Source organism: Salmonella sp. SAL-020 (genome assembly GCF_017372215.1).
Taxonomy (GTDB): domain Bacteria; phylum Pseudomonadota; class Gammaproteobacteria; order Enterobacterales; family Enterobacteriaceae; genus Salmonella; species Salmonella enterica.
On record NZ_CP071690.1, the window covers coordinates 4,049,040 to 4,075,125 of the forward strand.

The window sequence follows — 26,086 nt, forward strand, 5'->3', positions numbered from 1 at the left end:
GTGGTATTAAAGTAATCTATAAATAAATTTTAAAAATTGAGCCATATTATGAATAATGTCGCCTCGCCAACGCTCACGGTGCGCCGAATCACTACCGCTGACAATGCCGCTATTGCCCGTGTCATCCGTCAGGTTTCAGCGGAATACGGACTTACCGCCGATAAAGGTTATACCGTTGCCGACCCCAATCTGGATGAACTGTATCAGGTTTATAGCCAACCGGGCGCGGCCTACTGGGTGGTAGAGCAAAACGGTTGTGTGGTGGGCGGCGGCGGCGTGGCGCCGTTATCCTGTAGCGAACCAGACATTTGTGAACTGCAAAAAATGTATTTTTTACCGGTGATTCGTGGTCAGGGACTAGCGAAAAAGCTGGCGCTGATGGCGCTGGATCATGCCCGTGAACAGGGTTTTAAACGCTGCTATCTGGAAACAACGGCTTTTTTACGCGAGGCGATTGCGCTATACGAACGTTTAGGATTTGAACATATTAGCGAACCGCTCGGTTGCACCGGACATGTCGATTGCGAAGTGAGGATGTTAAAGGATCTCTGAAAACCAGGCGTTTATTTATCCTCGCCAGGTATTATTTTTGCTGATATAAGTAATCCCGGAAACATCCTGTTATCCGGGAATCACTTATTATTCAAGGAAGTTATAAATGAAACGCCTATTATCAGCAATTGTTTTCCCCGCTATGTTTATTAGTATCTCTAATGTATATGCATTAGATATACAGCCCGGCGAATGGAAAATGGAAAATATAGAAATGCGCACCATCAATCCAGATACAAAAGAAGTATTAATGGATGAAAAAAAATTCGGGCATAGCGACGCTTATGTGTTATACCCCTAAAATGTCTGAAGATTCTAAAAAAATGGTGAAGGGTTTTTCTACCAGTGCAGGCGGTTGCACGACAACATTTGTAGAAAGTACGGATACCAAACTGATCAATGAGACTGTCTGTAATAATCCTGATGTCAAATCGCACTCTATTGTAGAAACGACGAAAATAAGCGATACAGAATTTGCGATGACCATGAAATCGGATGTCGATGCAGGAGGTAATAAAACAACCTCCATCAACAAAATTAAACAAACCTTTGTTGGCAAGACCTGCTCTGAAGCGTCAAAAGGCGTGAAACAGTAAGTATTTCAACACAAGAACCCGTAGTGATGATGCAAAAAGGGCATTGTTCACGGTAACCTTTCGGGAATATAACACTGAGTGAGTTCTTTTTGCCTGCCTCAGGGCAGGCTTTACTCAGGACAGAATATCATGAAAATGACTTTTCCTGCTCGCCAGCAGTTTGATGCCGGGCGGATGACCACGCAGGTGGCAACAGCGTAAAAGATAAAAACGCTAATCTTTAATTTTACCCTTTATCCGGCGGCTGGCACGCCGCTATGAAAACGAAACTCGCGGTCTGGCGACAAGATAAGGTCAGCTTCCACCTCGCCAAAATAGCGCACGCGCGCAGAAATGTCCTCGGCGGAAATCTGCTGCGCCAGCGCCAGGTAATCCTGATAATGCCGCGCTTCGGAGCGCAGAAGCGAGAGATAAAACGTCTGTAAATCCTCATCCAGCCAGGGCGCCAGAGCGGCAAAACGTTCGCAGGAGCGGGCTTCGATATACGCCCCGCAAATCAGCTTATCAATTAAGGTGAGCGGTTCGTGCGTGCGTACCGCTTTCAACATTCCTTTCGCGTAGCGGCTGGCGGTGATTTTCACATAAGGAATGTTTCTGGCCTGCATGACCTCGCGTACCTGCCAAAAATGGTGCAACTCCTCTTTAATCAATAACACCATACGGTCGATAAGCTGACGTCCCCAGGGGTCATCAGTTTGCGGCATGGCGCTTTTGCTAATCTGTTTATGCAGGGCAACAAAATCCGGCTCCGGCCCCTGACGAAACGCGAACGCCTCGTAAGGTTGCAGCCAGGAGAGCAGCGCGTCGGCGCCCGATTTATCGGCGACATATTTACGCACCAACAGCAACGCGGTTTGCGCAGCCTTCAGTTCGCAGATCAGGTGATCGGTAAGCAGAAGAGGAAGATTTTGCGGATCGCGGGCCTGGACAATCCACGCCTGCGGCGTCGGGCAATGCAGGAAATTAAGCACCGGAGAGAGTATTTGCGGGTAATTCATACGTAACCTGTTAAAAAAATACGACAGCAGACGCTGCCGTACCGTCATACTATGCAGCTTTAGTGACGCACGCCGTCGTCATCTTCATCGACATAATCGTCGTCATCACCCTCTTCGCCATTAGGGTCTTCAAAATAGGTTCCCCAGCCGTCGTATTCGACATCATATTTTTCCGCCAGGTTCATCAGTTGCTCAACCTGAGCGTCGATGAGTTCGGCGTTCAACGCGCACTCGCTGAGGATGTCGCAACAAATAACCGTATCGCCCTCTTCCACTTCCAGCTCTTCCGGCTCCGTCACTTCATAGCCGAGTTTAAAGGCTTCTACCGCGGCTTTTTCCAACGTTTCGAAATCGTCAGCGGAAAGGTGATGCTCGATAGTGTACAGCGCATCCGGATCGCTGCCGTCCTCAAGTAACTCTTCAATAATTAAGCGCGTTTCTTCACGCTGCTCTTCCAGTAATTCCGGGTTTGCCATAGCTCGTTCCTCATAGATGTCCTGCCGATACTCTTATTGTCACATACCGCCGACGTTGCCTCCACCTTATCGAGAAAAGTTTTATCAAACAGGGTTGCAAATGAATAATCATCCATATAAAGTGAATTTTAATTCAATGAGAGGCCTAAGCCATGTGAGGGAAGTATGTCTACGTTTTACCAAAAACCTTTTTTAAAGTTACTTGATTTCACCGCCAGCGAGCTCACTGCTCTGTTGCAGCTTGCCGCCAAACTGAAAGCCGATAAGAAAAACGGTAAAGAAGAACAAAAGCTGGTGGGTAAGAATATTGCGCTCATCTTCGAAAAAGACTCGACCCGGACACGATGCTCTTTCGAAGTTGCCGCATACGATCAGGGGGCGCGCGTGACGTACCTGGGTTCCAGCGGGAGCCAGATCGGCCATAAAGAGTCCATCAAAGATACTGCCCGCGTCCTGGGCCGGATGTTTGACGGTATTCAGTATCGAGGATATGGCCAGGAGATCGTCGAAACGCTGGCTGAATATTCCGGTGTGCCGGTATGGAACGGTTTAACCGATGAGTATCACCCAACGCAATTACTGGCGGATCTGCTCACCATGCAGGAACATCTGCCGGGTAAAGCCTTTAACGAGATGACGTTGGTCTATGCCGGAGACGCGCGTAATAACATGGGTAACTCCATGCTGGAAGCCGCCGCGTTAACAGGATTGGATCTCCGTCTGGTCGCGCCAAAAGCCTGCTGGCCGCAAGCCGCGTTAGTGGCGGAGTGCAGCGCCATGGCGAAAAAGAACGGCGGCGCCATCACCCTGACCGAAGATATCGCCTCAGGCGTAAAAGGCGCGGATTTTATCTATACCGATGTTTGGGTCTCTATGGGTGAACCCAAAGAGAAATGGGCGGAGCGTATTGCCCTGCTGCGTGATTATCAGGTCAACAGCCAGATGATGGCGTTAACCGGCAATCCGCAGGTTAAGTTCCTGCATTGTCTGCCTGCGTTCCATGATGACGAAACCACGCTCGGCAAAAAAATGGCCGAAGAGTACGGTTTACATGGCGGGATGGAGGTGACCGACGAGGTTTTTGAGTCTGCGGCCAGCATTGTCTTTGATGAAGCGGAAAACCGCATGCATACCATCAAAGCAGTAATGGTAGCGACGCTGTCTAAATAATGTCGTGATGATGCCGGATGGCGGTTGGCCTACAAGATCGCAACGTGCAGGCGCCGCCATCCGGCACAAAATATTACGCCATCAGCATTTTCACAACCGCTTTACGTACCCGCGCCGGTTCTCCCACCGCGCACAGGGGCTTATGCACTTCGCCGGGATAAAACACCACAAAGTCGCCTTCGTTCAGGACGACGGTTTTCTCGTCGACGCTCGTCGGTAAAAATGCAATGTCTTTATCCGCCAGCCAGTCCGTGTGCGGCGTTCCCGCAGGCCGGGTACTGAATGCCATCCCTTCCTGACCTTGTAGCACAATCTGAATATCAAGATAACGGGCGTGATACTCTGCGCTGCGCGATTCGCCCGGCTCCGTCATATTTTCAGAAATCATATAAAACAGCCTGTCGCCGTCAATGTCATACTTACCTGGCGCGGTCGTTGCCGTGACATGCGCATTGACGTGCTCAATCGCCTGCCGTAACGCCGTCGGCAGCCAGGCCTCCAGATATTCAATATTGCCAATAATCATCGCATCCCCTTAGTTAAAACAGCGTTTTATATTTCTCTTTATACGAGAAAAATGGCTGCCATACTACCCTTACTCTCATCGATTTTGCGCCAGCGCATGTTTATCGCCAGCGGTGTTTCTATATTGTTAATAGTTCGCCCAACTTTATGCAGTACCTATGCATAAACCCCAGCGGCGCCAAATTGCCATCACTAACAACGCTTTGATATTAAAGGCGTTAACATAAAAACGTTTTAGCGATCACAATTCGCTCTCCCTGCATAAATGACTTCTCTATCCATAGTTATTTTTAAATTATTTAAATATCCCCGATAATAAAATCCCCCTCACGCATAGTTATGCAACCATTAAAAATAATCATTTTATTTTCAATGAGTTAAGATTTAAATATCATTCAATACAACAAACAAATAATTAACAATAAAAAAATAACAAACCATATAGCTGCGTAGTAATTCATTTAATGCCTTATTGTTTTTTGAATTTCTCTGACCCGGCTCATATATTAAGTAAGAAAAATAGCACTCCTTGATTGATGTGAATCTCATCACATTAACAACCCAAATAAAATTCAATCATTGCTCCCGAATTTAACTGAAACGCCGCGACTGCAAGCACGCTAAATATTTGCAGCCACTCCTTCTTTATTCTTGAAATTATGTAAAAGGTATAATGATGGAAAAGCATTTTGTCGGTTCTGAAATCGGTCAATTACGCAGCGTAATGTTGCATCGGCCCAATCTCAGCCTAAAAAGACTTACCCCTTCAAATTGTCAGGAATTACTTTTTGACGATGTATTATCCGTAGAGCGCGCTGGCGAAGAGCATGACATTTTTGCCAACACGCTGCGCCAGCAAGGGATAGAAGTGTTGCTGTTAACCGACCTGCTCACCCAAACGCTGGATGTGGCTGACGCTAAAGCCTGGCTACTGGATACGCAAATTTCCGATTATCGCCTTGGGCCCACCTTTGCCGCAGATATTCGCGCCTGGCTGGCGGATATGCCGCACCGTGAACTGGCTCGCCATTTAAGCGGCGGTTTAACTTACGGCGAAATTCCCGCCTCCATAAAAAATATGGTGGTCGATACTCACGATATTAATGACTTTATTATGAAGCCATTACCGAATCACCTATTTACCCGTGACACGTCCTGCTGGATATATAACGGCGTCTCAATTAACCCCATGGCGAAACCTGCACGCCAACGTGAAACGAATAATTTACGTGCTATTTATCGCTGGCATCCTCAATTCGCAGGCGGTGATTTCATTAAATATTTCGGCGACGAGGACATTAATTACGACCACGCCACTTTAGAGGGCGGCGATGTGCTGGTGATTGGCCGCGGCGCGGTGTTGATCGGTATGTCTGAACGTACTACGCCGCAGGGCGTCGAGTTCCTGGCGCAGGCATTGTTTAAACATCGTCAGGCGGAACGCGTCATTGCCGTTGAACTGCCAAAACATCGCTCCTGCATGCACCTTGACACCGTCATGACCCACATTGATATCGACACCTTCTCCGTCTATCCGGAAGTCGTTCGCCCGGACGTTCAGTGCTGGACGCTGACGCCAGACGGACGCGGCGGTCTGAAACGAACCCAGGAGAGCACGCTGGTTCATGCTCTTGAAAAAGCGCTTGGCATCGATCAGGTGCGCTTAATCACCACTGGCGGCGACGCATTTGAAGCTGAGCGCGAACAGTGGAATGACGCCAATAACGTGCTCACCCTGCGTCCCGGCGTGGTGGTGGGCTATGAGCGCAACATCTGGACCAACGAAAAATACGACAAAGCCGGCATTACCGTCCTTCCCATTCCCGGCGATGAACTGGGTCGCGGGCGCGGGGGCGCACGCTGCATGAGCTGTCCACTGGAACGCGATGGTATTTAAAGGAGACGTTATGGAAAACAAACGCACACTGGTCGTCGCGCTGGGCGGCAATGCGCTGCTCAAACGCGGCGAACCGCTGGAGGCTGATATTCAGCGTAAAAATATCGAACTGGCGGCCAGAACCATCGCCCAGCTTACGCGGCAATGGCGCGTGGTGTTAGTGCACGGCAACGGCCCACAGGTAGGACTGCTGGCGCTACAAAATAGCGCCTACGCTAACGTTACGCCCTACCCGCTCGATATTCTCGGTGCGGAAAGCCAGGGCATGATTGGCTACATGCTGCAACAGGCGCTGAAGAATCATCTGCCGGAGCGTGAAATCAGCGTCCTGCTCACCCAGGTCGAAGTCGATGCCAACGACCCGGCATTCCTCAATCCAACCAAATATATCGGCCCCATTTACGACGAAGCGCAGGCCCGTGCGTTACAGGCAGAAAAGGGCTGGGTATTCAAAGCCGACGGTAACGCCTTCCGCCGCGTTGTGCCCTCCCCGCAGCCGAAACGCATTGTGGAAAACGATGCCATCCGCGCACTGATTAGCCGCGATCACCTGGTTATCTGTAACGGCGGCGGCGGCGTGCCGGTAGTGGAAAAAGCCGATGGCTACCACGGTATCGAGGCGGTGATCGACAAAGATCTGTCCGCCGCCCTGCTTGCCAGCCAAATTCACGCCGACGCGCTGCTCATTCTGACCGATGCCGACGCGGTGTATCTCGACTGGGGCAAACCCACCCAACGCCCGCTGGCGCAGGTTACGCCGGAGCTGCTTCGTGAAATGCAGTTCGACGCCGGTTCGATGGGCCCGAAAGTGACCGCCTGCGCTGAGTTTGTCAGCCATTGCCGCGGCATTGCCGGAATCGGCTCGCTGGCGGATGGGCAAGCCATTCTCGCGGGCGAGAAAGGTACTTTGATTCGGTGTGAAACCGCCGACGTTGACGCATAAGGCTTTTTACCGGATGGCGGCTTCCGCCTTATTCGGCCTACAGAGCGCGCATAACCGTGGGCCGGATAAGCGCAGCGCCATCAGGCAATTCATTTTAACAAGGATATTGTAATGGTTATTTCACTGAAAAATCGTAACTTTTTGAAGCTGCTTGACTACACCCCGGCGGAAATCCAACACCTCATCGATCTGGCTATTGAGCTGAAAGCCGCAAAAAAAGCCGGATGCGAAAAGCAAACACTGATCGGCAAAAACATCGCGCTGATTTTTGAAAAAACCTCTACCCGCACCCGATGCGCGTTTGAAGTCGCCGCGTTCGACCAGGGCGCGCAGGTGACTTATCTCGGCCCAAGCGGCTCGCAGATCGGCCATAAAGAGTCCATGAAAGATACTGCTCGCGTCCTAGGGCGGATGTATGACGGCATCGAATATCGCGGATTTGGTCAACACATTGTGGAAGAGCTGGGGGAATACGCGGGCGTTCCCGTCTGGAACGGCCTGACCGATGAATTTCACCCCACACAGATCCTGGCCGATCTGATGACCATGCTGGAACATGCGCCGGGCAAAACGCTGCCGGAACTGAGCTTCGCCTACCTGGGCGACGCGCGCAACAACATGGGCAACTCGCTGATGGTGGGCGCGGCGAAGATGGGCATGGATATCCGCCTGATAGCGCCAAAGTCCTTCTGGCCTGATGCCGCGCTGGTCGCGCAGTGCCGGGAAATCGCCAGCGTTACCGGCGCTCGTATCACCTTAACGGAGAGCGTTGAAGACGGCGTTCACGGTGTGGATTTCCTCTATACCGACGTCTGGGTCTCGATGGGAGAACCCAAAGAAGCCTGGGCGGAGCGCGTCAGTCTGATGACGCCATATCAGGTCAACCAGCAGGTGGTAAACGCTACCGGTAATCCTGATGTGAAGTTTATGCACTGCCTGCCCGCCTTCCATAACGAGCACACCAAAGTGGGACGCGAAATCGAAATGGCTTACGGCCTGAAAGGACTGGAGGTCACGGAAGAGGTGTTCGAGTCCGCAGGCTCGATAGTCTTCGATGAAGCGGAAAACCGGATGCACACCATCAAAGCAGTCATGGTGGCGACGCTCGGCGACTAATCCCACAGGATATGCGCCCTCGCGGCGCATATCCGTGATATCAGGAGAGAACATCATGGGTAAATTTAAATTTCCCACCGCTTATACCATCCTGTTTATTCTTATTGCCCTGGTCGCGGTGATGACCTGGATTGTGCCGGCGGGAAAATACCAAATGGCGATGAACGCCACGCTGGGAAAAGAGGTGCCGGTGGCGGGAACGTATGCCCCCGTGGACGCGCATCCGCAAGGGATTACCGCTGTTTTACTGGCGCCGATTGACGGCCTCTATAACCACGAAACCTACACCGCCGGCGCCATTGACGTCGCGCTGTTTGTCTTGATTATCGGCGGCTTTCTGGGGGTGGTGAATAAAACGGGGGCGATTGATGCCGGTATTGAACGGGTAACTATCAAACTCAACGGCAAAGATGAGTGGATGATCCCCATTCTGATGGCGCTGTTCGCCGCAGGCGGCACTATTTATGGCATGGCGGAGGAGTCGTTGCCCTTCTACACGCTGCTGGTACCGGTCATGATGGCGGCCCGCTTCGATCCGTTAGTGGCGGCGGCAACCGTACTGCTCGGCGCAGGGATAGGCACGCTCGGTTCGACCATTAACCCTTTCGCCACGGTCATTGCCGCCAACGCCGCCGGCATCCCTTTTACTCAGGGAATGCTGATGCGCGTACTGCTGTTAATTGTCGGCTACGTACTGTGCGTGTTTTGGGTAATGCGCTATGCGCGCAAAGTCCGCGCCCATCCTGAGCTTTCTATCGTGGCGGATAAAATGGAGGAAAATCGCGCTCATTTTCTCGGCAATCGCGCCAATACACTGCTGGAGTTTACGGCTACCCGGAAATGGGTGCTGCTGATCTTCGCCGCCTCTTTCGCGGTGATGATTTACGGCGTGGCGGTTCTCGGCTGGTGGATGGCGGAAATCTCCGGCGTCTTTCTGGCGGCGGCGATTATCGTTGGCGTGATAACGCGGATGGGTGAGGAAGCGTTTACCAGTACCTTTATCGACGGCGCGCGGGATTTGCTCGGCGTGGCGCTAATTATTGGTATCGCGCGCGGCATTGTGGTGGTCATGGATAACGGTATGATTACCCACACCATTTTGCACAGCGCGGAAAGTCTGGTTTCCGGCCTCTCTACCACTATTTTCATAAACGTAACCTACTGGCTGGAAGTATTGCTCTCCTTCCTGGTGCCCTCCTCTTCCGGTCTTGCCGTATTGACGATGCCCATTATGGCGCCGTTAGCGGATTTTGCCCACGTACAGCGGGATTTGGTCGTAACCGCCTACCAGTCGGCCTCCGGGATTGTGAACCTGGTTACTCCCACCTCCGCCGTGGTCATGGGCGGTCTGGCAATCGCGCGGGTTCCCTATGTCCGCTATCTGAAATGGGTCGCGCCGCTGTTGCTGATCCTGACATTGCTGAATATGGCGGTACTGAGCATCGGAGCGATGATGTAACGAGCCAGATGGCGACGCGTCTTATCCGACAGGACTGATAAGCACAGCGCCATCAGGCACGCCGTCACCTTTTTTGATCGGCTTCTCATTTTCCTGCAAAACCGCCCGATTGATCCGCAATCGATGTGACAAATGTGATGAATTTCGCCAGTCCGTTGATATTAATAATAAAGATAAGGTGCATTTATGAAGGAATACGATGATTACTCCGCCAAAGAACAACAGCAACTGGCGGTTTGTCAGCGCCTGATTAGTGAAAAAAGTTACCTGTCCCAGGAGGAGATTCGCCGCGATTTACAAAATGAGGGATTTGAAGGTATCAGCCAGTCTACGGTTTCGCGCCTGCTCAAGCTGCTGGGCGCAATAAAAATCAGAAATACGAAGGGACAAAAGATTTATTCCGTAAATCCCCAGCGGCGTCCTTCGCCGGATGCCGGACGTTCAATAGCTGAAATGGTCGTCAGCGTTGAACATAATAGCGAATTTATCCTTATCCATACGGCGGCAGGTTATGGTCGCGCCGTCGCGAGAATTCTGGATTACCACGCATTGCCGGAAATTCTCGGCGTCGTTGCCGGTAGCAGTATTGTCTGGGTCGCACCACGGGTCGTTCAGCGTACGGCGCTGGTACACAAACAAATTAATTATTTGCTTAAAATGAATTTAAATTCATAAGAACCGTTTGCGATGAGTAAATCATGCATTAATTCGCTTGATCCCCAAACAGAGCTGAGTATAATCGCGGACAATTTGCCGGGAGGAAGCATGGTTCAGTGTGTACGACATTCTGTCTTACCGCGTCTGAAAAAGGACGCAGGCCTGCCGTTTTTCTTTCCGTTGAAAACCAATACCAAGCCCCTCAATTGAGGGGCTTTTTTTTGCCCAGGCGTCAGGAGATAAACATGGCTAACCCGCTATATCAAAAACATATCATTTCCATAAACGACCTCAGCCGCGACGATCTTAATCTGGTACTGGCCACGGCGGCGAAATTAAAAGCCAACCCGCAGCCGGAGCTTTTGAAACATAAAGTGATCGCCAGCTGCTTTTTCGAAGCCTCCACGCGTACCCGCCTGTCGTTTGAAACTTCAATGCATCGCCTGGGCGCCAGCGTAGTGGGCTTCTCCGACAGCGCCAACACGTCGCTGGGGAAAAAAGGAGAAACGTTAGCCGACACGATCTCAGTGATTAGCACTTACGTGGACGCGATTGTGATGCGCCATCCGCAAGAAGGCGCGGCACGTCTGGCGACGGAGTTTTCCGGTCAGGTGCCGGTGCTCAATGCGGGCGACGGTTCGAATCAGCATCCGACGCAAACCCTGTTGGATCTGTTCACCATCCAGGAAACGCAGGGCCGTCTGGATAACCTGCATATCGCGATGGTCGGCGATCTGAAATATGGCCGCACCGTGCATTCGCTAACCCAGGCGCTGGCGAAATTTAGCGGCAACCGTTTTTATTTTATCGCGCCGGACGCGCTGGCGATGCCGCAGTACATTCTGGATATGCTTGATGAAAAAGGGATGGCCTGGAGCCTGCATGGTTCTATTGAAGAGGTCATGGCCGACGTCGACATCCTCTATATGACTCGCGTACAGAAAGAGCGTCTCGACCCGTCGGAGTACGCCAATGTGAAGGCGCAGTTTGTTCTGCGCGCCAGCGACCTGAACGGCGCGCGTGAAAATATGAAAGTGCTGCACCCGCTGCCGCGGATTGATGAAATCACCACGGATGTGGATAAAACGCCACACGCCTGGTACTTCCAACAGGCGGGCAACGGTATTTTCGCTCGCCAGGCGTTACTGGCGTTAGTACTGAATAGCGAACTGAGTCTGTAAGGGAGAAAAACGATGACACACGATAACAAACTGCAGGTTGAAGCCATTAAATGCGGCACCGTGATTGACCATATCCCTGCGCAGGTAGGCTTTAAACTGCTGAGTCTGTTTAAATTGACCGAGACCGATCAGCGAATCACTATCGGTCTGAATCTCCCGTCTGGCGAGATGGGGCGTAAAGACTTAATCAAAATAGAAAACACCTTTCTCACCGAAGAGCAGGTTAACCAACTTGCTCTGTACGCGCCGCAGGCCACCGTTAACCGCATCGACAACTACGACGTAGTCGGGAAATCACGCCCCAGCCTGCCAGAGCGTATTAATAATGTGCTGGTTTGCCCGAACAGCAACTGCATCAGCCACGCGGAACCAGTATCCTCCAGCTTTGCAGTGAAAAAACGCGCCAATGATATCGCCCTCAAATGCAAATACTGTGAAAAAGAGTTTTCGCATTATGTGGTGCTGGCCAACTAATTTGGGTTGGTTATGAGATCCTGGCTCCCTATAATGAGCGGGGACATTCTATTACCGCTGTAATTCAGGAGAAATCATGAGCAAAACTATTGCGACGGAAAATGCACCAGCAGCAATCGGCCCATACGTACAGGGCGTTGACCTGGGTAGCATGGTAATCACTTCCGGTCAGATTCCGGTCGATCCGAAAACCGGTGCCGTAGCGGAAGACGTATCCGCTCAGGCACGTCAGTCGCTGGAAAACGTTAAAGCTATCGTGGAAGCCGCTGGCCTGAAAGTAGGCGACATTGTGAAAACGACCGTATTCGTGAAAGACCTGAACGATTTCGCGACCGTCAATGCCACCTACGAAGCGTTCTTCACCGAGCACAACGCGACCTTCCCGGCGCGTTCCTGCGTGGAAGTTGCCCGTCTGCCGAAAGACGTGAAAATTGAGATTGAAGCGATCGCTGTTCGTCGCTAAGCGCCGGACGTCATCCCCGCCGGGCGGCGCAAGTTTGCCCGGTTCGGGGCACCAACAGCCATGGAGAGGCGGCAATGGTAAGAGCGCGTTTTACCGAGGAACAAATCGCCGATTTTCTGCAACAGTCTAAAAACGGCGTACCGAATAAGGCGTTATGCGAAGAATATGGATTTAGCAACAGCACGCTCCGTCGCTGGCAGGAGAAACATGCTGAAAGCATACGCCAGGAATTAAAACAGATAGAATCTACCGCGAAGATAGTCTTTTTATGCTTCATTGTCGCAGCCATATTGCTTACCCTTATGTTTCCTAAACCCACTGCCGCCTTAGCGATTCCTCCTTACTTAGTTTATTGCATTAGCTATATTCGCCGCTTTCGTCGCATATCCGCAAAACATATCCGGCGGTGGGACATCTCCTCCTCTCGTTCCGGATTGGGGGCAGAGAATGTATTTTACAAACTTAGCTGGACATTCCTCTTTTTTATGCCTGCATATAGCATTCTACAGTTGCTTGAATAAGCCCTGAAATTTAAAGATAAAGCCGATCGCGTTAAACTTGTCGAGCTTTACGGGCATCTGACCTGGTTAGCGATATCGGGGATTAAGCACGCTGGCGAATCCCCGACGAAAGTGTTTACTGCCAGCCATAACGTCGGCTGTAAAACCCTTTCACCAACTGGGTTAACGTCATATAGCCCGCCAGAATGGCAATCAGCCACGGGAAATAGCTTAACGGCAGCGCCTGTAATTGCAGGTAAGACGCCAGCGGCGAAAACGGCAACGAAACTCCCACCACCATCACCAACAATGTCATCGCCATCAGCGGCCAGGCAGCGCGACTTTGAATAAACGGCAGACGGCGGGTACGGATCATATGCACAATCAGCGTTTGCGACAGTAATCCCACCACAAACCAGCCGGACTGGAACAAAGTTTGCGTTTCTGGCGTATTCGCATGAAATACCCACCACATCAGACAAAAGGTCAAAATGTCGAAAATCGAGCTGATCGGACCGAAAAAGACCATAAAGCGCCCCAAATCCGCCGGATTCCAGCGCTGCGGCTTTTGAATTTGTTCTTCATCGACATTATCAAACGGAATCGCCACCTGGGATACATCGTACAGCAGGTTTTGAATCAGCAAGTGCAGCGGCAGCATTGGCAGGAACGGCAAAAAGGCACTCGCCACCAGCACGCTAAACACGTTACCGAAATTTGAGCTGGCCGTCATCTTGATATATTTCAACATATTAGAAAAAGTACGACGACCTTCAATGACGCCTTCTTCCAGCACCATCAGGCTCTTTTCCAGCAGGATAATATCGGCCGCTTCACGGGCGATGTCCACCGCGCCATCTACCGAGATACCAATATCCGCCGCCCGCAACGCCGGAGCATCGTTAATCCCGTCGCCCATAAAACCGACCACATGCCCCTCGCGTTTGAGTAAAGTGACGATGCGCTCTTTATGCATCGGCGTCAGACGCGCAAACAACGTCGTACGGGCGGCCAGCGCCGCCAGCGCGTCGTCGCTTAACCCTTCAATATCACTGCCAATAATGACATCGCCCGCATCCAGCCCAACTTCATGGCAAACTTTCGCCGCTACCAGCTCGCTGTCGCCGGTGAGAATTTTCACCGTAATTCCGCTCGCCTTCAGCGCTTTCAACGCCGGCGCGGTGGTCTCTTTCGGCGGATCGAGAAAAGCGATATACCCTTCCAGAATGAGGTCAGACTCATCGATACGTTGGTAATCGCCCTCACGCGCAGGCAGGTATTTGGTCGCGACGGCGACCACGCGTAGCCCCTGACGGTTCAGCGTGTCGGTAACGCGTTTCACCCGGCGCAGCATATTGTCGTCCAGCGGCACAATATCGCCGTTGTGGCGCACCTGAGTACACACGTTCAGGATCTCCTGTAACGCGCCTTTGCAGACCAGTTGATGCACGCTCGAATCTTCGGCCACCACCACCGACATCCGGCGACGCTCAAAATCAAACGGAATCTCATCGATTTTCTGCCAGCGTCCGGAGAGCTGACGCGCGGCGGTTTCGTCTACTCCCTCCAGGACTGCCGTATCCAGTAAATTTTTTAGACCGGTCTGATAATGGCTGTTCAGCCAGGCGCAATGCAGTACATGCTCGCTGGGCTTACCAGAAATATCCGTATGATTCTCCAGCACAATTTTATCCTGCGTCAGTGTGCCGGTTTTATCGGTGCACAGAATATCCATCGCGCCGAAGTTCTGAATCGCATCAAGGTGCTTCACGATAACTTTCTGTTTCGAGAGCTTCACCGCCCCGCGCGCGAGGGTGGAGGTGACGATCATCGGCAACATTTCCGGGGTGAGCCCTACCGCGACCGAGAGCGCAAATAGCGCCGCTTCCCACCAGTCACCTTTCGTGTAACCATTAATAATCAGTACTACCGGCGCCATGACCAGCATAAAGCGGATCAGCAACATACTGACGCGGCTAATTCCTTTCTGGAAAGCGTTCTGCTCGTTATCTTGTTCCGACACGCGCCCCGCCAATTGACCAAACCAGGTGTCGGCGCCGGTCGCCATCACCACGGCCTGCGCCGTTCCGCTCACGACGTTCGTCCCCATAAAGCACAGCGTGTCGCACTCAAGCGGGTTATTTTGCCGGGGCTCACGCGTCGCGGCGACTTTCTCGACCGGCAGAGATTCGCCGGTCAGCGACGCCTGGGCGACAAACAGATCGCGCGCCTGGATAATCCGTAAATCCGCCGGGATCATATCCCCCGCCGCCAGCTTAATAATATCGCCGGGCACCAGTTGATCGATGGGTAATTCCAGCCAGGCGTTTTCGCCATTTTCATTAATAACCCGCAGTACGGTAGCGGTATTGCTCACCATCGCTTTTAGCGCGTCCGCCGCTTTTGTCGAGCGCGCTTCCTGCACAAAATTCAGCAGCGTTGAGATACCGACCATCAGGGCGATAACGCCTGCGGCAAACAGATCCTCCGTGGCATAAGAAATGCCGCCAAGAATCGTGAGTAAGATGTTGAAAGGATTGCGATAACATACCCACAGATGCACCCACCACGGCGAGGGTTTCTGTGCCGGAAGGCGGTTTTCGCCATGCTTTTCACGCGCGCGCGTCACCTCGGCAGCGTTTAATCCCTCCGGGTGCGTATCAAAAACGCGCCAGAGAGTCTCCTGCTCCATTGCCGCGACTTTCAGACAGCGCTCGCTCAGCGAAGGCGGGATAGTCGCATTTACCGCGGTCTGCGCGCCGGGCAGCGGATCGCGGTGAACCAGACGATAAGGCAAATGACGATTAAGCCGGGCAAAAAGCTGGCGGGTAATGGTTTTTAGCATAGGTAATCCCTCCGCGCCGAAGTCAGGCGCAGAAAATTCTTCAGGCACGGCAAAGCCTTGCCCGATGAGCAATGTTTAAATAAAAACAGGGACGTTATTGTGTCACTGTCTTACACACCGGTAAGACAGCAGAGGCAGGCTTACCGGAAAAGGAAAATTCTCCATCGCGGGAGAGGGGTGGGTTCAGGGTCCATGTCGCCTCCGGTAAGTAAATAATTTGCGCCGCGGATTATACGCATAAATCCATAAGTTTTGTGGCAATTATGGCGGTATCATACCGTTACGTAATTAAACCAACGATAAACCAGACTTTGCCCATTGCCCTTCGCTTGAGTAAAGTTACTCTTTTTATCACCATCAGCGTCACGCCACGGGAAAACAGGATGCAAAACCGGCTCACTATCAAAGACATCGCCCGCCTGAGCGGCGTAGGGAAATCAACCGTTTCCCGCGTGCTTAACAATGAAAGCGGCGTAAGCGAACGTACCCGCGAGCGTGTCGAAGCGGTGATGAATCAACACGGTTTCTCCCCGTCCCGCTCCGCCCGCGCGATGCGGGGACAAAGCGATAAAGTGGTCGCTATTATCGTCACTCGCCTTGATTCGTTGTCTGAAAACCTCGCGGTTCAGACCATGCTGCCTGCGTTTTATGAACAGGGCTACGACCCTATTATGATGGAAAGTCAGTTCTCGCCGACGCTGGTAATGGAACATCTGGGCATGCTCAGACGACGTAACATTGATGGCGTGGTGCTGTTTGGCTTTACCGGCATCACAGAAGAGCTGATCGCCCCCTGGAAAGCCTCGCTGGTGCTGCTGGCAAGAGATGCGCAAGGTTTTGCCTCCGTCTGTTACGACGACGAGGGCGCGATTCATATCCTTATGCAGCGGCTGTATGAGCAGGGACACCGCAACATTAGCTTTCTGGGCGTTCCCCATAGCGATATTACCACCGGCAAACGTCGGCATGACGCATACCTGGCGTTTTGCAAAAAACATAAACTTCATCCCGTCGCCGCCCTGCCCGGTCTTGCCATGAAGCAGGGCTATGAGCATACGGCAAGTGTCATCATGCCGGATACCACCGCGTTAGTCTGCGCCACCGATACGCTGGCGTTGGGCGCCAGTAAGTATTTACAGGAGCAACGTATTGAGACGCTGCAACTGGCAAGCGTCGGGAACACGCCGCTGATAAAATTCCTGCACCCGGAGATCGTCACTGTCGATCCTGGCTATGCTGAAGCCGGACGGCAGGCGGCTTCGCAGCTGATCGAACAGATCAATGGCCGCTGCGATCCGCGCCGGATCGTCATTCCTTCTACCCTCGCCTGAGTGACTGATTAAACGGAATACCACGAGTAATTTGTGATCGTCGCTGCGTTTCGGGAACGTTCCCATTTTTAAACCAACGTTGAAGAGCTACTCTTGCGCCAACCCATAACTTACCTCCTCTGCCATGAGGCTTTACGATGAGCAAAGTAAAACAAGCCGATATCGACCGGCTGATTGACCTGGTCGGCGGGCGCGACAACATCGCCACGGTGAGCCGCTGCATTACTCGCCTGCGCTTTGTGCTCCACCAGCCCGCGAACGCCAGGCCAAAAAAGATCGAACAATTACCGATGGTTAAAGGTTGTTTCACCAACGCTGGTCAGTTTCAGGTGGTGATTGGCACCGACGTTGGCGATTACTATAACGCGCTGCTGGAGACCACCGGCAAAGCGTATGCTGATAAAGAGCAGGCCAAAAAAGCCGCTCGCCAGAACATGAAATGGCATGAGCAGTTAATTTCCCACTTTGCGGAGATCTTCTTTCCGCTACTACCGGCGTTGATCAGCGGCGGTTTGATCTTAGGCTTTCGTAACGTGATCGGCGATGTGCCGATGAGCAACGGCCAAACGCTGGCGCAGATGCATCCGGCGCTAAAAACGCTTTATGATTTTTTATGGTTGATCGGCGAAGCGATCTTTTTCTATCTGCCGGTGGGGATCTGCTGGTCGGCGGTGAAAAAAATGGGCGGCACGCCGATTCTTGGTATCGTGCTCGGCGTGACACTGGTGTCGCCGCAGTTGATGAATGCGTATCTGCTGGGCCAGCAAACGCCGGACGTCTGGAACTTCGGCTTATTTAGCATTGAGAAAGTGGGCTACCAGGCGCAGGTTATCCCGGCGCTACTGGCAGGGCTGGCGCTTGGGTTTATTGAAACGCGGTTGAAACGCATCGTGCCGGATTATCTCTACCTGGTCGTCGTCCCGGTGTGTTCGTTGATACTGGCCGTCTTTCTCGCCCACACCTTTATCGGCCCCTTTGGTCGTATGATCGGCGACGGCGTGGCCTTTGCGGTACGTTATCTGATGACCGGCAGTTTCGCCCCGATAGGCGCGGCGCTGTTCGGCTTCCTGTATGCCCCGTTGGTCATTACCGGCGTCCACCAGACAACGCTCGCTATCGATATGCAGATGATCCAGAGCATGGGCGGTACGCCAGTCTGGCCGCTGATTGCGCTGTCGAATATCGCGCAGGCCTCCGCCGTGGTGGGCATCATCATCTCCAGCCGTAAACACAATGAACGCGAGATCTCCGTTCCTGCCGCCATTTCCGCTTACCTTGGGGTAACCGAACCGGCGATGTACGGTATCAACCTGAAGTATCGTTTTCCGATGCTGTGCGCGATGATCGGATCTGGTCTGGCGGGACTGCTCTGCGGTCTGAACGGCGTCATCGCCAACGGTATCGGCGTGGGCGGCCTGCCGGGCATCCTGTCTATACCGCCGCGCTACTGGCAGGTGTACAGCATGGCGATGGTTATCGCGATCGTGATCCCGGTGATTCTGACCACCTTTATCTATCAGCGTAAGCATCGTCAGGGCACATTACAAATTGTCTAATTCTTCTTCGGGGCGCAGTTGCGTCCCAACGCACTTGCAGGAAACAACAATGACTATTCCCCTCTGGTGGCAAAACGGCGTTATTTATCAGATCTACCCGAAAAGTTTTCAGGACACGACCGGCAGCGGCACCGGCGATTTACGCGGCGTGACGCAGCGCCTTGACTATCTACAGCGACTCGGCGTAGATGCCATCTGGCTCACGCCGTTTTATATCTCGCCACAGGTGGATAACGGTTATGACGTCGCAAATTATACGGCTATCGACCCGACCTACGGCACGCTGGATGATTTTGACGAGCTGGTCGCGCAGGCGAAAGCACGCGGTATTCGTATCATCCTGGATATGGTGTTTAACCATACTTCTACCCAGCACGCCTGGTTTCGCGAAGCGCTGAACAAAGAGAGTCCATACCGTCAGTTTTATATCTGGCGCGATGGCACGCCGGATGTCTGCCCGAATAACTGGCAATCCAAATTTGGCGGCAGCGCCTGGCGCTGGCATAGCCAGAGCGAACAATATTATTTACACCTTTTCGCGCCTGAACAGGCCGACCTGAACTGGGAAAATCCCGCCGTGCGCGCCGAGCTGAAAAAGGTCTGCGAATTCTGGGCCGATCGCGGCGTGGATGGCCTGCGTCTGGACGTGGTGAACCTGATCGCCAAAGATCAGGATTTTCCTGACGATCCGACGGGCGACGGACGCCGCTTTTATACCGACGGACCGCGCGCGCATACGTTTTTACGCGAAATGAACCGTGACGTTTTTACGCCGCGTAATCTGATGACGGTAGGCGAAATGTCCTCTACCACGCTGGAAAACTGCCAGCAATATGCCGCGCTTAGCGGCGACGAACTCTCGATGACCTTCAATTTTCATCATCTGAAGGTGGATTACCCCAATGGCGAAAAGTGGACGCTGGCAAAACCTGATTATGTGGCGCTGAAAGCGTTGTTCCGCCACTGGCAACAGGGGATGCATAACGTCGCCTGGAACGCGTTATTCTGGTGTAATCACGATCAGCCGCGCATCGTTTCCCGCTTTGGCGACGAGGGTGAATACCGGGTTCCAGCCGCGAAAATGCTGGCGATGGCGCTGCACGGTATGCAAGGGACGCCTTATATCTATCAGGGCGAAGAAATCGGCATGACCAACCCACACTTTACCCGCATCACCGATTATCGCGACGTGGAAAGCCATAACATGTTTGCCGCGCTACGCGCCGCCGGACGCGACCCCGACGAACTACTGGCTATCCTGGCCAGTAAATCCCGCGACAACAGCCGCACGCCGATGCAGTGGGACAACGGTAAAAACGCCGGTTTCACCCAGGGCGAGCCGTGGATAAGCCTGTGCGATAACTATACGGAGGTTAATGTCGCGGCGGCATTACGCGATGAAAACTCGGTGTTTTACACCTATCAAAAGCTGATTGCGCTACGTAAAACCCAGCCTGTACTGATCTGGGGCGATTATCAGGATCTCCTCCCGGATAGCCCATCAGTATGGTGTTATCGCCGCCAGTGGCAGGGGCAAATCCTGCTGGTTGTCGCCAATCTGAGTAACCAGTGTCAGGAGTGGCATCCACCGCATATCAAAGGACAGTGGCAGGCGCTACTGCACAATTATGGCGAGGTCACCAGCCAGCCAGCCGCGATGACGCTCCGCCCATTTGAAGCCATCTGGTGGTTACAACGCTAACGCGACGTCCTTATACGGATAAACGCCACAAACCTATTGACACGGGCTGTGGCGTTGCTCCAGGTTACTGTCTGTTTTTGTTGAATAATTAATCAGATTTTTCTTGCTATCTTTTACAAACGCTACAGCGCCCGCCATCTGTACGCTCTGATTTTTACCTTGTTCTACATCAATAAAATTGCAAACATCCTTGATGCAAATCACTACATATAGACTTTAAAATGCACGCCGACCCAATATGTTGTATTAATTGACTACAATTGCTACAACACCTGTTCACTCGACACAAGGTGAATTGTGGATAACCTGGGTCAGGATTGCGGGAAGTCGTTGGAAAAGAGATGAATAAACCTGTTATGGCTTCCCCAGCCTCTGTGGATAACCTGTTCTTACAAATATGGAGTGATCATGACACCGCATGTGATGAAACGAGATGGCTGTAAAGTGCCATTCAAATCAGAGCGCATTAAGGAAGCCATTCTACGTGCAGCTAAAGCAGCGGGAGTCGATGACGCAGATTACTGTGCCACCGTCGCAGAAGTCGTTAGCAGCCAAATGAACGCGCGCAGTCAGGTGGATATTAACGAGATCCAAACTGCGGTTGAAAACCAACTGATGTCCGGCCCGTACAAACAGCTTGCCCGCGCCTACATCGAATACCGTCACGATCGCGACATTCAGCGTGAAAAGCGTGGTCGTCTGAACCAGGAAATTCGCGGCCTGGTAGAGCAAACCAACTCCGCGTTGCTCAATGAAAACGCCAACAAAGACAGTAAAGTCATTCCCACCCAGCGCGATTTGCTGGCCGGGATTGTCGCCAAACACTATGCCCGCCAGCACCTATTGCCGCGTGACGTAGTACAAGCGCATGAGCGCGGCGATATCCACTATCACGATCTCGACTATTCGCCGTTCTTCCCGATGTTCAACTGTATGTTGATCGACCTGAAAGGCATGTTGACCCAGGGCTTTAAGATGGGTAACGCCGAGATCGAACCGCCAAAATCTATCTCTACCGCCACTGCCGTTACCGCGCAGATTATCGCGCAGGTCGCCAGCCATATTTATGGCGGCACCACCATTAACCGTATCGACGAAGTGCTGGCGCCGTTTGTCACCGAAAGCTATAACAAGCACCGCAAAACCGCCGATGAGTGGCAGATTCCTGATGCCGAAGGATATGCGCGTTCTCGCACCGAAAAAGAGTGCTACGACGCCTTCCAGTCGCTGGAATACGAAGTTAACACGCTGCACACCGCTAACGGCCAGACGCCTTTCGTGACCTTTGGTTTTGGCCTCGGCACCAGTTGGGAGTCGCGTCTGATCCAGGCGTCTATTTTGCGTAACCGTATCGCCGGTCTGGGTAAAAATCGCAAAACCGCCGTGTTCCCGAAACTGGTCTTCGCTATCCGCGATGGTTTGAACCACAAGTTTGGCGATCCGAACTACGACATTAAACAACTGGCGCTGGAGTGCGCGAGCAAGCGCATGTATCCGGACATTCTCAACTACGATCAGGTGGTCAAAGTCACCGGTTCGTTCAAAACGCCAATGGGCTGCCGCAGCTTCCTCGGCGTGTGGGAGAACGAAAACGGCGAACAGATCCACGACGGGCGTAACAACCTGGGCGTGATTAGCCTTAACCTGCCGCGCATCGCGCTGGAAGCAAAAGGCGACGAAACCGCATTCTGGAAACTGCTGGATGAACGTCTGGCGCTGGCGCGGAAGGCGCTGATGACCCGTATCGCCCGCCTTGAAGGCGTGAAAGCCCGCGTCGCGCCTATCCTGTATATGGAAGGCGCCTGCGGCGTGCGGCTGAAAGCGGACGACGACGTGTCTGAAATCTTTAAAAATGGTCGTGCGTCCATCTCTCTGGGCTACATTGGTATCCATGAAACCATTAACGCGCTGTTCGGCGGCGAACACCTGTACGACAGCGAGCAACTTCGCGCTAAAGGCATCGCGATTGTGGAGCGTCTGCGCCAGGCCGTGGATCAGTGGAAAGACGAGACCGGCTACGGCTTTAGTCTGTACAGCACGCCAAGTGAAAACCTCTGTGACCGCTTCTGCCGTCTGGATACCGCCGAGTTCGGCGTGGTGCCGGGCGTAACCGATAAAGGTTACTACACCAACAGCTTCCACCTCGACGTGGAGAAGAAGGTCAACCCGTACGACAAAATCGATTTCGAAGCGCCGTATCCGCCGCTGGCGAACGGGGGTTTCATTTGCTACGGCGAATACCCGAACATTCAGCACAACCTGAAAGCGCTGGAAGATGTCTGGGATTACAGCTATCAGCATGTACCCTATTACGGCACCAATACGCCGATCGATGAATGCTACGAGTGCGGCTTTACCGGCGAGTTCGAATGTACCAGTAAAGGTTTCACCTGCCCGAAATGCGGCAACCACGACGCCGCACGCGTCTCGGTCACCCGCCGCGTGTGCGGTTATTTAGGCAGCCCGGACGCGCGTCCGTTTAACGCCGGTAAGCAGGAAGAAGTGAAGCGCCGCGTGAAGCATTTAGGCAATGGGCAGATAGGTTAATTCTCCGTTTGCAAAGACCGTAGGCCTGATAAGACGCAATCGCGTCGTCATCAGGCATCACAATGTTGCCGGATGCGGTGCAAGCACCTTATCCGGCCTACATGCTTTCTGGACACCCGCTATGCGCTACCATCAATACTACCCCGTAGACATCGTTAACGGCCCCGGCACCCGCTGCACCCTGTTTGTGTCAGGGTGCGTGCATGAATGCCCTGGCTGCTATAACAAAAGCACCTGGCGGCTGAACTCCGGCCAGCCGTTTACCAAAGAGATGGAAGATAAGATCATTGCCGATCTGAACGACACGCGCATTCACCGTCAGGGGATCTCGCTGTCGGGCGGCGATCCGCTGCATCCGCAAAACGTACCGGATATCCTGGCACTGGTACAACGCATCCACGCGGAGTGCCCGGGGAAAGATATCTGGGTGTGGACCGGCTACAAGCTTGATGAACTCAACGCCGCACAGATGCAGGTAGTCGATCTCATCAACGTGCTGGTCGATGGCAAATTTGTGCAGGATCTGAAAGACCCGGCGCTTATCTGGCGCGGTAGCAGCAACCAGGTAGTGCATCATTTGCGTTGATCGCTAAAGCCGTTTGTTTGCATCGTGATAGACGGCTGAATGTTCTCGCTTACCGACCGCGACAACAAACACAATCACAACGTCATCCCGAACCTGGTACACCAAGCGATAACCGGACGATTTAAGCTTAATTTTATAGCAGTCAGGAAGATCGTTTAAACGGGCAGAGTCGATTCTGGGGTTCAATAGCACATCAGCCAACTTTTTCTTAAGCTGAGCCTGCACCGTATCGCCCAGCTTATGCCACTCTTTTAAGGCCCTCGGGTCGAATTCCAGTTCATAAGTCATCCAGACTAACCTTGATTCCCTTTTGCGGACTAGACAGCCTCTCCCGAACTGTCTGAATCAATGCATCTTCACTGTCGCTAAGAGTGACGGTTTTCACTGGCATGCGCCCCGTTTCCGCGACGTACTGGAACAGTAATCGCACGGCTTCCGTTGGAGTAATGTTCAGTTTTTCCAGCACGGCATAAGCCTCATTTTTGAGTTTGTCATCCAGACGGACGTTCAGCGTGGCCATTATGCCTCCAGTAGAATCGAATGTGTAATGCAGTTTAGCATTACATTCGCATTACATCGAATTCTGGATAACGCCTCTCAAAAACGACTCACGCACTCCATCGCGACCGTTTTAAATTGCGTAAAATTCTGACATGCGCAGAGGCGCGTCATGGCGCGTTCGCGCAGGAAAGTGACGAAAATATCGTAGATGGCCATCGCCTCTTCATATTCACTTTTGCTGATGGCGAGTAAAAAAATAACGTGCGCCGTTTCGTCACCCCAGGCAATCCCCTGCGGCGCGAGCACCGTATAAACCACCGTTTTCTTCGCCAGCAGCCCCAGCGCGTGTGGCAAGGCAATCCCGTCGCCTAATAACGTACTGACAATAGCTTCACGTTCAATAACCGAATCGAGAAACGCCGCATCAACAAAGCCTTCCTCGTGCAACTGATCGCACAGCGTTTTAAACAGCGTCTGTTGATCTATTTCCCCCTCCACGATGCGAAAATGCGAGGCATCGAAATATTTATCCAGCATCCACGGACGGGTTCTGTCCACCAGCACCAGCTTACCGATCTGCTCCAATTGATAGTCGGTAGGAAAGGGGGCGATCATGATAACCGGTTTATCTTTTTCGCCGATCCGCGCCGTGGAAATCACAAAATCCTCCACAATACTGTCCCGCGCCTCATAGTCGCGTAGCGTCAGAGTGCGGGCAATCTCAATCTGCGGGTATTTCCGCGCCAGTACCGCTTCAATCATCCGCACCATCGCATTACCAGCATCGCACACCAACAGTACCTGCGGCTGCCGCTGGTAGCCAATGTTGTAACTACGTTCCAGCCCAACGCCAATATGCAGCACCAGAAAACCGATTTCGTTTTCGCTAATGGTATACGGCGTGTATTTTCCCCAACTCGATATCGCCGCCAACGTCATATCCCACGCCATCGGATAGTGCTGCTTAATATTTTCCAGTAGTGGGTTGGGGAGCATGATCTGGTAGCGCACGCGGGTGATCATCGTTTTGATGTGGGTCAGCAAGTCCGCGTGAAGCTGTTTATCATTCAACAGGTTATAGTTGTACTGGGTATTAATAAAATTGAGGATATAGCGCACCAGCGCCTCTTCATCATCGGCATTAATGGCGCTGGGGGCAATTTCCTGTACCTGGCGGGCGGCAATATGCACCTTCAGCCAGCTTACTTCCGGCTCCGACAGCGGCTTGTCGGCCAGCTGTTGTAGTAGCTCCGCAATCTCATGCGCCGCATGGCGCACTTTTTCATCGACCTCCTCTGCCACGCATTCCGATAACGGATACCCCTCGCGAATACGCCGTACCGCCACCGCGCAGTATAAACGCAGAAACAGCTCGCCCTCATCGGTCAGGCGGATTTGACAATGAGAGAAAATATCCGGCAAAAGAGACCGCAGCCGTTGAGACACCTCGGTGTTCAGCGTGGTACTAACAATTAACGGATGAGAGGGCTCCTGCTGCGCCAGCGTCCATAAAAGGTCGGTCAGACAGGCGCGAATCGCCATCTCTCCGCCAAACAATTTCATGCCATGACGCGGACGCGTTTCCAGCGTCAGATGATAACGCAGCAAATGCTCGCGCACGTCCGCCATGTCGTTCTGCAACGTCGCACGGCTGACAAACCATTCATCTGCTAAATCCTCCAGCTTCAGCGAGAAGGCGGAGGTTAAAAAACGCACCAGCAAATAGTGTATCCGCTCCTGGCTGGTGCGCGGACCGCGCGCCAGGGCGGGAGATTGCTGCGTTTGCAGGGATTGATAACGTGCCGGATCATCAATTTTGAGCTGATACCCGTTGCCGCGGCTGAGAGTAAATTGCGCGCCATGCGGCGTCAGCAACATGTTCAGCGCGGCGATATCCGCCCGAACGGTACGCGTGGAGACCGACAACCGCTGCGCCAGCTCATCCTGCGGCAGCGTCTCGTTTTGCAGCATCGCAAATAGCTGCGCTAAACGTTGGTTGGGGAATCGCACG

General features: G+C 52.7%; 24 protein-coding genes and 2 pseudogenes. 18 read left to right on the forward strand and 8 right to left on the reverse strand.

The window, feature by feature from the left end; translation table 11 throughout:
* Positions 1-48 precede the first annotated feature (48 nt).
* Positions 49-552, forward strand: a complete 504-nt coding sequence (locus J1G48_RS19665; RefSeq protein ID WP_001519079.1) for a GNAT family N-acetyltransferase — start codon at positions 49-51, stop codon at positions 550-552.
* A 106-nt stretch (positions 553-658) separates the two neighbouring features.
* A pseudogene (locus J1G48_RS19670) lies at positions 659-1,148 on the forward strand (DUF3617 domain-containing protein).
* Between the two features lie 233 nt (positions 1,149-1,381).
* Here J1G48_RS19670 and miaE read toward each other — a convergent pair.
* Together miaE and rraB are read right to left on the reverse strand one after the other, a co-directional pair.
* A complete protein-coding gene (gene miaE / locus J1G48_RS19675) occupies positions 1,382-2,194 on the reverse strand; it encodes a tRNA isopentenyl-2-thiomethyl-A-37 hydroxylase MiaE (RefSeq protein ID WP_000218459.1) in 813 nt (270 codons plus the stop codon).
* An 11-nt stretch (positions 2,195-2,205) separates the two neighbouring features.
* Positions 2,206-2,622, reverse strand: a complete 417-nt coding sequence (rraB, locus tag J1G48_RS19680; protein WP_000002940.1) for a ribonuclease E inhibitor RraB — start codon at positions 2,620-2,622, stop codon at positions 2,206-2,208.
* Between the two features lie 165 nt (positions 2,623-2,787).
* Here rraB and argF (J1G48_RS19685) point away from each other — a divergent pair, with 165 nt between their 5' ends.
* Complete coding sequence (argF, locus tag J1G48_RS19685; protein ID WP_000103041.1) at positions 2,788-3,792, forward strand: ornithine carbamoyltransferase; 1,005 nt, start codon at positions 2,788-2,790, stop codon at positions 3,790-3,792.
* Positions 3,793-3,865: 73 nt separating this feature from the next.
* On the opposite strand, the gene J1G48_RS19690 is transcribed toward argF (J1G48_RS19685), so the two are convergent.
* Positions 3,866-4,318 carry a YhcH/YjgK/YiaL family protein gene (locus J1G48_RS19690; protein WP_000583462.1) on the reverse strand — a complete coding sequence of 151 codons (453 nt, stop codon included), beginning with the start codon at positions 4,316-4,318 and terminating at the stop codon, positions 3,866-3,868.
* A 675-nt stretch (positions 4,319-4,993) separates the two neighbouring features.
* Here J1G48_RS19690 and arcA point away from each other — a divergent pair.
* From arcA to J1G48_RS19715, 5 genes are all read left to right on the forward strand, one after another.
* The gene (arcA, locus tag J1G48_RS19695; RefSeq protein WP_000410844.1) at positions 4,994-6,214 is read left to right on the forward strand and encodes an arginine deiminase; all 1,221 of its coding nucleotides are present in this window, start codon (positions 4,994-4,996) and stop codon (positions 6,212-6,214) included.
* Positions 6,215-6,224: 10 nt separating this feature from the next.
* On the forward strand, positions 6,225-7,157 hold the full coding sequence (gene arcC, locus J1G48_RS19700; RefSeq protein WP_000428751.1) for a carbamate kinase: 933 nt from the start codon (positions 6,225-6,227) through the stop codon (positions 7,155-7,157).
* Positions 7,158-7,268: 111 nt separating this feature from the next.
* Entirely contained in the window at positions 7,269-8,273 is a 1,005-nt protein-coding gene (gene argF, locus J1G48_RS19705; protein ID WP_000237031.1) for an ornithine carbamoyltransferase, read from the forward strand.
* Positions 8,274-8,328: 55 nt separating this feature from the next.
* Complete coding sequence (locus J1G48_RS19710; protein ID WP_000514424.1) at positions 8,329-9,732, forward strand: YfcC family protein; 1,404 nt, start codon at positions 8,329-8,331, stop codon at positions 9,730-9,732.
* Positions 9,733-9,918: 186 nt separating this feature from the next.
* A complete protein-coding gene (locus J1G48_RS19715; protein ID WP_000666051.1) occupies positions 9,919-10,407 on the forward strand; it encodes an arginine repressor in 489 nt (162 codons plus the stop codon).
* Here the strand turns inward: J1G48_RS19715 and J1G48_RS19720 are convergent.
* Positions 10,377-10,518: pseudogene (locus J1G48_RS19720) on the reverse strand (hypothetical protein). The gene J1G48_RS19715 and the pseudogene J1G48_RS19720 sit on opposite strands and share 31 nt — an antisense overlap.
* Here J1G48_RS19720 and pyrL point away from each other — a divergent pair.
* The 5 genes from pyrL to J1G48_RS19745 all read left to right on the forward strand — a co-directional run bounded on the left by pyrL (position 10,498) and on the right by J1G48_RS19745 (position 13,028).
* Complete coding sequence (gene pyrL / locus J1G48_RS19725; protein ID WP_000249504.1) at positions 10,498-10,599, forward strand: pyr operon leader peptide; 102 nt, start codon at positions 10,498-10,500, stop codon at positions 10,597-10,599. The pseudogene J1G48_RS19720 and the gene pyrL sit on opposite strands and share 21 nt — an antisense overlap.
* A gap of 35 nt (positions 10,600-10,634) precedes the next feature.
* The gene (gene pyrB, locus J1G48_RS19730; RefSeq protein WP_000013055.1) at positions 10,635-11,570 is read left to right on the forward strand and encodes an aspartate carbamoyltransferase; all 936 of its coding nucleotides are present in this window, start codon (positions 10,635-10,637) and stop codon (positions 11,568-11,570) included.
* A 12-nt stretch (positions 11,571-11,582) separates the two neighbouring features.
* Positions 11,583-12,044 (forward strand): aspartate carbamoyltransferase regulatory subunit, encoded by a 462-nt coding sequence (gene pyrI / locus J1G48_RS19735; protein ID WP_000148570.1) that lies wholly within the window; start codon positions 11,583-11,585, stop codon positions 12,042-12,044.
* A gap of 76 nt (positions 12,045-12,120) precedes the next feature.
* Positions 12,121-12,507, forward strand: a complete 387-nt coding sequence (gene ridA, locus J1G48_RS19740) for a 2-iminobutanoate/2-iminopropanoate deaminase (RefSeq protein WP_000047544.1) — start codon at positions 12,121-12,123, stop codon at positions 12,505-12,507.
* Positions 12,508-12,581: 74 nt separating this feature from the next.
* Positions 12,582-13,028 (forward strand): transposase, encoded by a 447-nt coding sequence (locus J1G48_RS19745; RefSeq protein ID WP_000251085.1) that lies wholly within the window; start codon positions 12,582-12,584, stop codon positions 13,026-13,028.
* 115 nt (positions 13,029-13,143) lie between these two features.
* Here the strand turns inward: J1G48_RS19745 and mgtA are convergent, their stop codons facing one another.
* Positions 13,144-15,852, reverse strand: coding sequence for a magnesium-translocating P-type ATPase (gene mgtA, locus J1G48_RS19750; protein ID WP_000920861.1), 2,709 nt, complete (start codon positions 15,850-15,852; stop codon positions 13,144-13,146).
* A 383-nt stretch (positions 15,853-16,235) separates the two neighbouring features.
* Between mgtA and treR the strand changes: the two genes are divergently transcribed.
* From treR to nrdG, 5 genes are all read left to right on the forward strand, one after another.
* Positions 16,236-17,183 carry a trehalose operon repressor TreR gene (gene treR, locus J1G48_RS19760; protein WP_001181297.1) on the forward strand — a complete coding sequence of 316 codons (948 nt, stop codon included), beginning with the start codon at positions 16,236-16,238 and terminating at the stop codon, positions 17,181-17,183.
* A 137-nt stretch (positions 17,184-17,320) separates the two neighbouring features.
* Positions 17,321-18,739, forward strand: a complete 1,419-nt coding sequence (gene treB, locus J1G48_RS19765) for a PTS trehalose transporter subunit IIBC (RefSeq protein ID WP_000048842.1) — start codon at positions 17,321-17,323, stop codon at positions 18,737-18,739.
* A gap of 49 nt (positions 18,740-18,788) precedes the next feature.
* Positions 18,789-20,441 (forward strand): alpha,alpha-phosphotrehalase, encoded by a 1,653-nt coding sequence (gene treC, locus J1G48_RS19770; protein WP_000155048.1) that lies wholly within the window; start codon positions 18,789-18,791, stop codon positions 20,439-20,441.
* 408 nt (positions 20,442-20,849) lie between these two features.
* Positions 20,850-22,988, forward strand: coding sequence for an anaerobic ribonucleoside-triphosphate reductase (gene nrdD, locus J1G48_RS19775; RefSeq protein WP_000187818.1), 2,139 nt, complete (start codon positions 20,850-20,852; stop codon positions 22,986-22,988).
* Between the two features lie 121 nt (positions 22,989-23,109).
* On the forward strand, positions 23,110-23,574 hold the full coding sequence (nrdG, locus tag J1G48_RS19780; protein ID WP_001268859.1) for an anaerobic ribonucleoside-triphosphate reductase-activating protein: 465 nt from the start codon (positions 23,110-23,112) through the stop codon (positions 23,572-23,574).
* A 3-nt stretch (positions 23,575-23,577) separates the two neighbouring features.
* Here nrdG and J1G48_RS19785 read toward each other — a convergent pair whose 3' ends face one another.
* The 3 genes from J1G48_RS19785 to J1G48_RS19795 all read right to left on the reverse strand — a co-directional run bounded on the left by J1G48_RS19785 (position 23,578) and on the right by J1G48_RS19795 (position 26,085).
* Positions 23,578-23,862 (reverse strand): type II toxin-antitoxin system RelE/ParE family toxin, encoded by a 285-nt coding sequence (locus J1G48_RS19785; protein WP_000220582.1) that lies wholly within the window; start codon positions 23,860-23,862, stop codon positions 23,578-23,580.
* A complete protein-coding gene (locus J1G48_RS19790; protein ID WP_000212724.1) occupies positions 23,852-24,094 on the reverse strand; it encodes a type II toxin-antitoxin system RelB/DinJ family antitoxin in 243 nt (80 codons plus the stop codon). The genes J1G48_RS19785 and J1G48_RS19790 overlap by 11 nt, the downstream gene beginning before the upstream one ends.
* Before the next feature lie 77 nt (positions 24,095-24,171).
* Positions 24,172-26,085: a BglG family transcription antiterminator gene (locus J1G48_RS19795; protein ID WP_001212142.1), complete on the reverse strand. Its 1,914-nt coding sequence runs from the start codon at positions 26,083-26,085 to the stop codon at positions 24,172-24,174.
* Position 26,086 lies beyond the last annotated feature (1 nt).

Bases quoted from the DNA above. Each gene is read 5' to 3' on its own strand.
- J1G48_RS19665 (WP_001519079.1), top strand. From the start codon at position 49: ATGAATAATGTCGCCTCGCCAACGCTCACGGTGCGCCGAATCACTACC.
- miaE (WP_000218459.1), bottom strand. From the start codon at position 2,194: ATGACGGTACGGCAGCGTCTGCTGTCGTATTTTTTTAACAGGTTACGT.
- rraB (WP_000002940.1), bottom strand. From the start codon at position 2,622: ATGGCAAACCCGGAATTACTGGAAGAGCAGCGTGAAGAAACGCGCTTA.
- argF (WP_000103041.1), top strand. From the start codon at position 2,788: ATGTCTACGTTTTACCAAAAACCTTTTTTAAAGTTACTTGATTTCACC.
- J1G48_RS19690 (WP_000583462.1), bottom strand. From the start codon at position 4,318: ATGATTATTGGCAATATTGAATATCTGGAGGCCTGGCTGCCGACGGCG.
- arcA (WP_000410844.1), top strand. From the start codon at position 4,994: ATGGAAAAGCATTTTGTCGGTTCTGAAATCGGTCAATTACGCAGCGTA.
- arcC (WP_000428751.1), top strand. From the start codon at position 6,225: ATGGAAAACAAACGCACACTGGTCGTCGCGCTGGGCGGCAATGCGCTG.
- argF (WP_000237031.1), top strand. From the start codon at position 7,269: ATGGTTATTTCACTGAAAAATCGTAACTTTTTGAAGCTGCTTGACTAC.
- J1G48_RS19710 (WP_000514424.1), top strand. From the start codon at position 8,329: ATGGGTAAATTTAAATTTCCCACCGCTTATACCATCCTGTTTATTCTT.
- J1G48_RS19715 (WP_000666051.1), top strand. From the start codon at position 9,919: ATGAAGGAATACGATGATTACTCCGCCAAAGAACAACAGCAACTGGCG.
- pyrL (WP_000249504.1), top strand. From the start codon at position 10,498: ATGGTTCAGTGTGTACGACATTCTGTCTTACCGCGTCTGAAAAAGGAC.
- pyrB (WP_000013055.1), top strand. From the start codon at position 10,635: ATGGCTAACCCGCTATATCAAAAACATATCATTTCCATAAACGACCTC.
- pyrI (WP_000148570.1), top strand. From the start codon at position 11,583: ATGACACACGATAACAAACTGCAGGTTGAAGCCATTAAATGCGGCACC.
- ridA (WP_000047544.1), top strand. From the start codon at position 12,121: ATGAGCAAAACTATTGCGACGGAAAATGCACCAGCAGCAATCGGCCCA.
- J1G48_RS19745 (WP_000251085.1), top strand. From the start codon at position 12,582: ATGGTAAGAGCGCGTTTTACCGAGGAACAAATCGCCGATTTTCTGCAA.
- mgtA (WP_000920861.1), bottom strand. From the start codon at position 15,852: ATGCTAAAAACCATTACCCGCCAGCTTTTTGCCCGGCTTAATCGTCAT.
- treR (WP_001181297.1), top strand. From the start codon at position 16,236: ATGCAAAACCGGCTCACTATCAAAGACATCGCCCGCCTGAGCGGCGTA.
- treB (WP_000048842.1), top strand. From the start codon at position 17,321: ATGAGCAAAGTAAAACAAGCCGATATCGACCGGCTGATTGACCTGGTC.
- treC (WP_000155048.1), top strand. From the start codon at position 18,789: ATGACTATTCCCCTCTGGTGGCAAAACGGCGTTATTTATCAGATCTAC.
- nrdD (WP_000187818.1), top strand. From the start codon at position 20,850: ATGACACCGCATGTGATGAAACGAGATGGCTGTAAAGTGCCATTCAAA.
- nrdG (WP_001268859.1), top strand. From the start codon at position 23,110: ATGCGCTACCATCAATACTACCCCGTAGACATCGTTAACGGCCCCGGC.
- J1G48_RS19785 (WP_000220582.1), bottom strand. From the start codon at position 23,862: ATGACTTATGAACTGGAATTCGACCCGAGGGCCTTAAAAGAGTGGCAT.
- J1G48_RS19790 (WP_000212724.1), bottom strand. From the start codon at position 24,094: ATGGCCACGCTGAACGTCCGTCTGGATGACAAACTCAAAAATGAGGCT.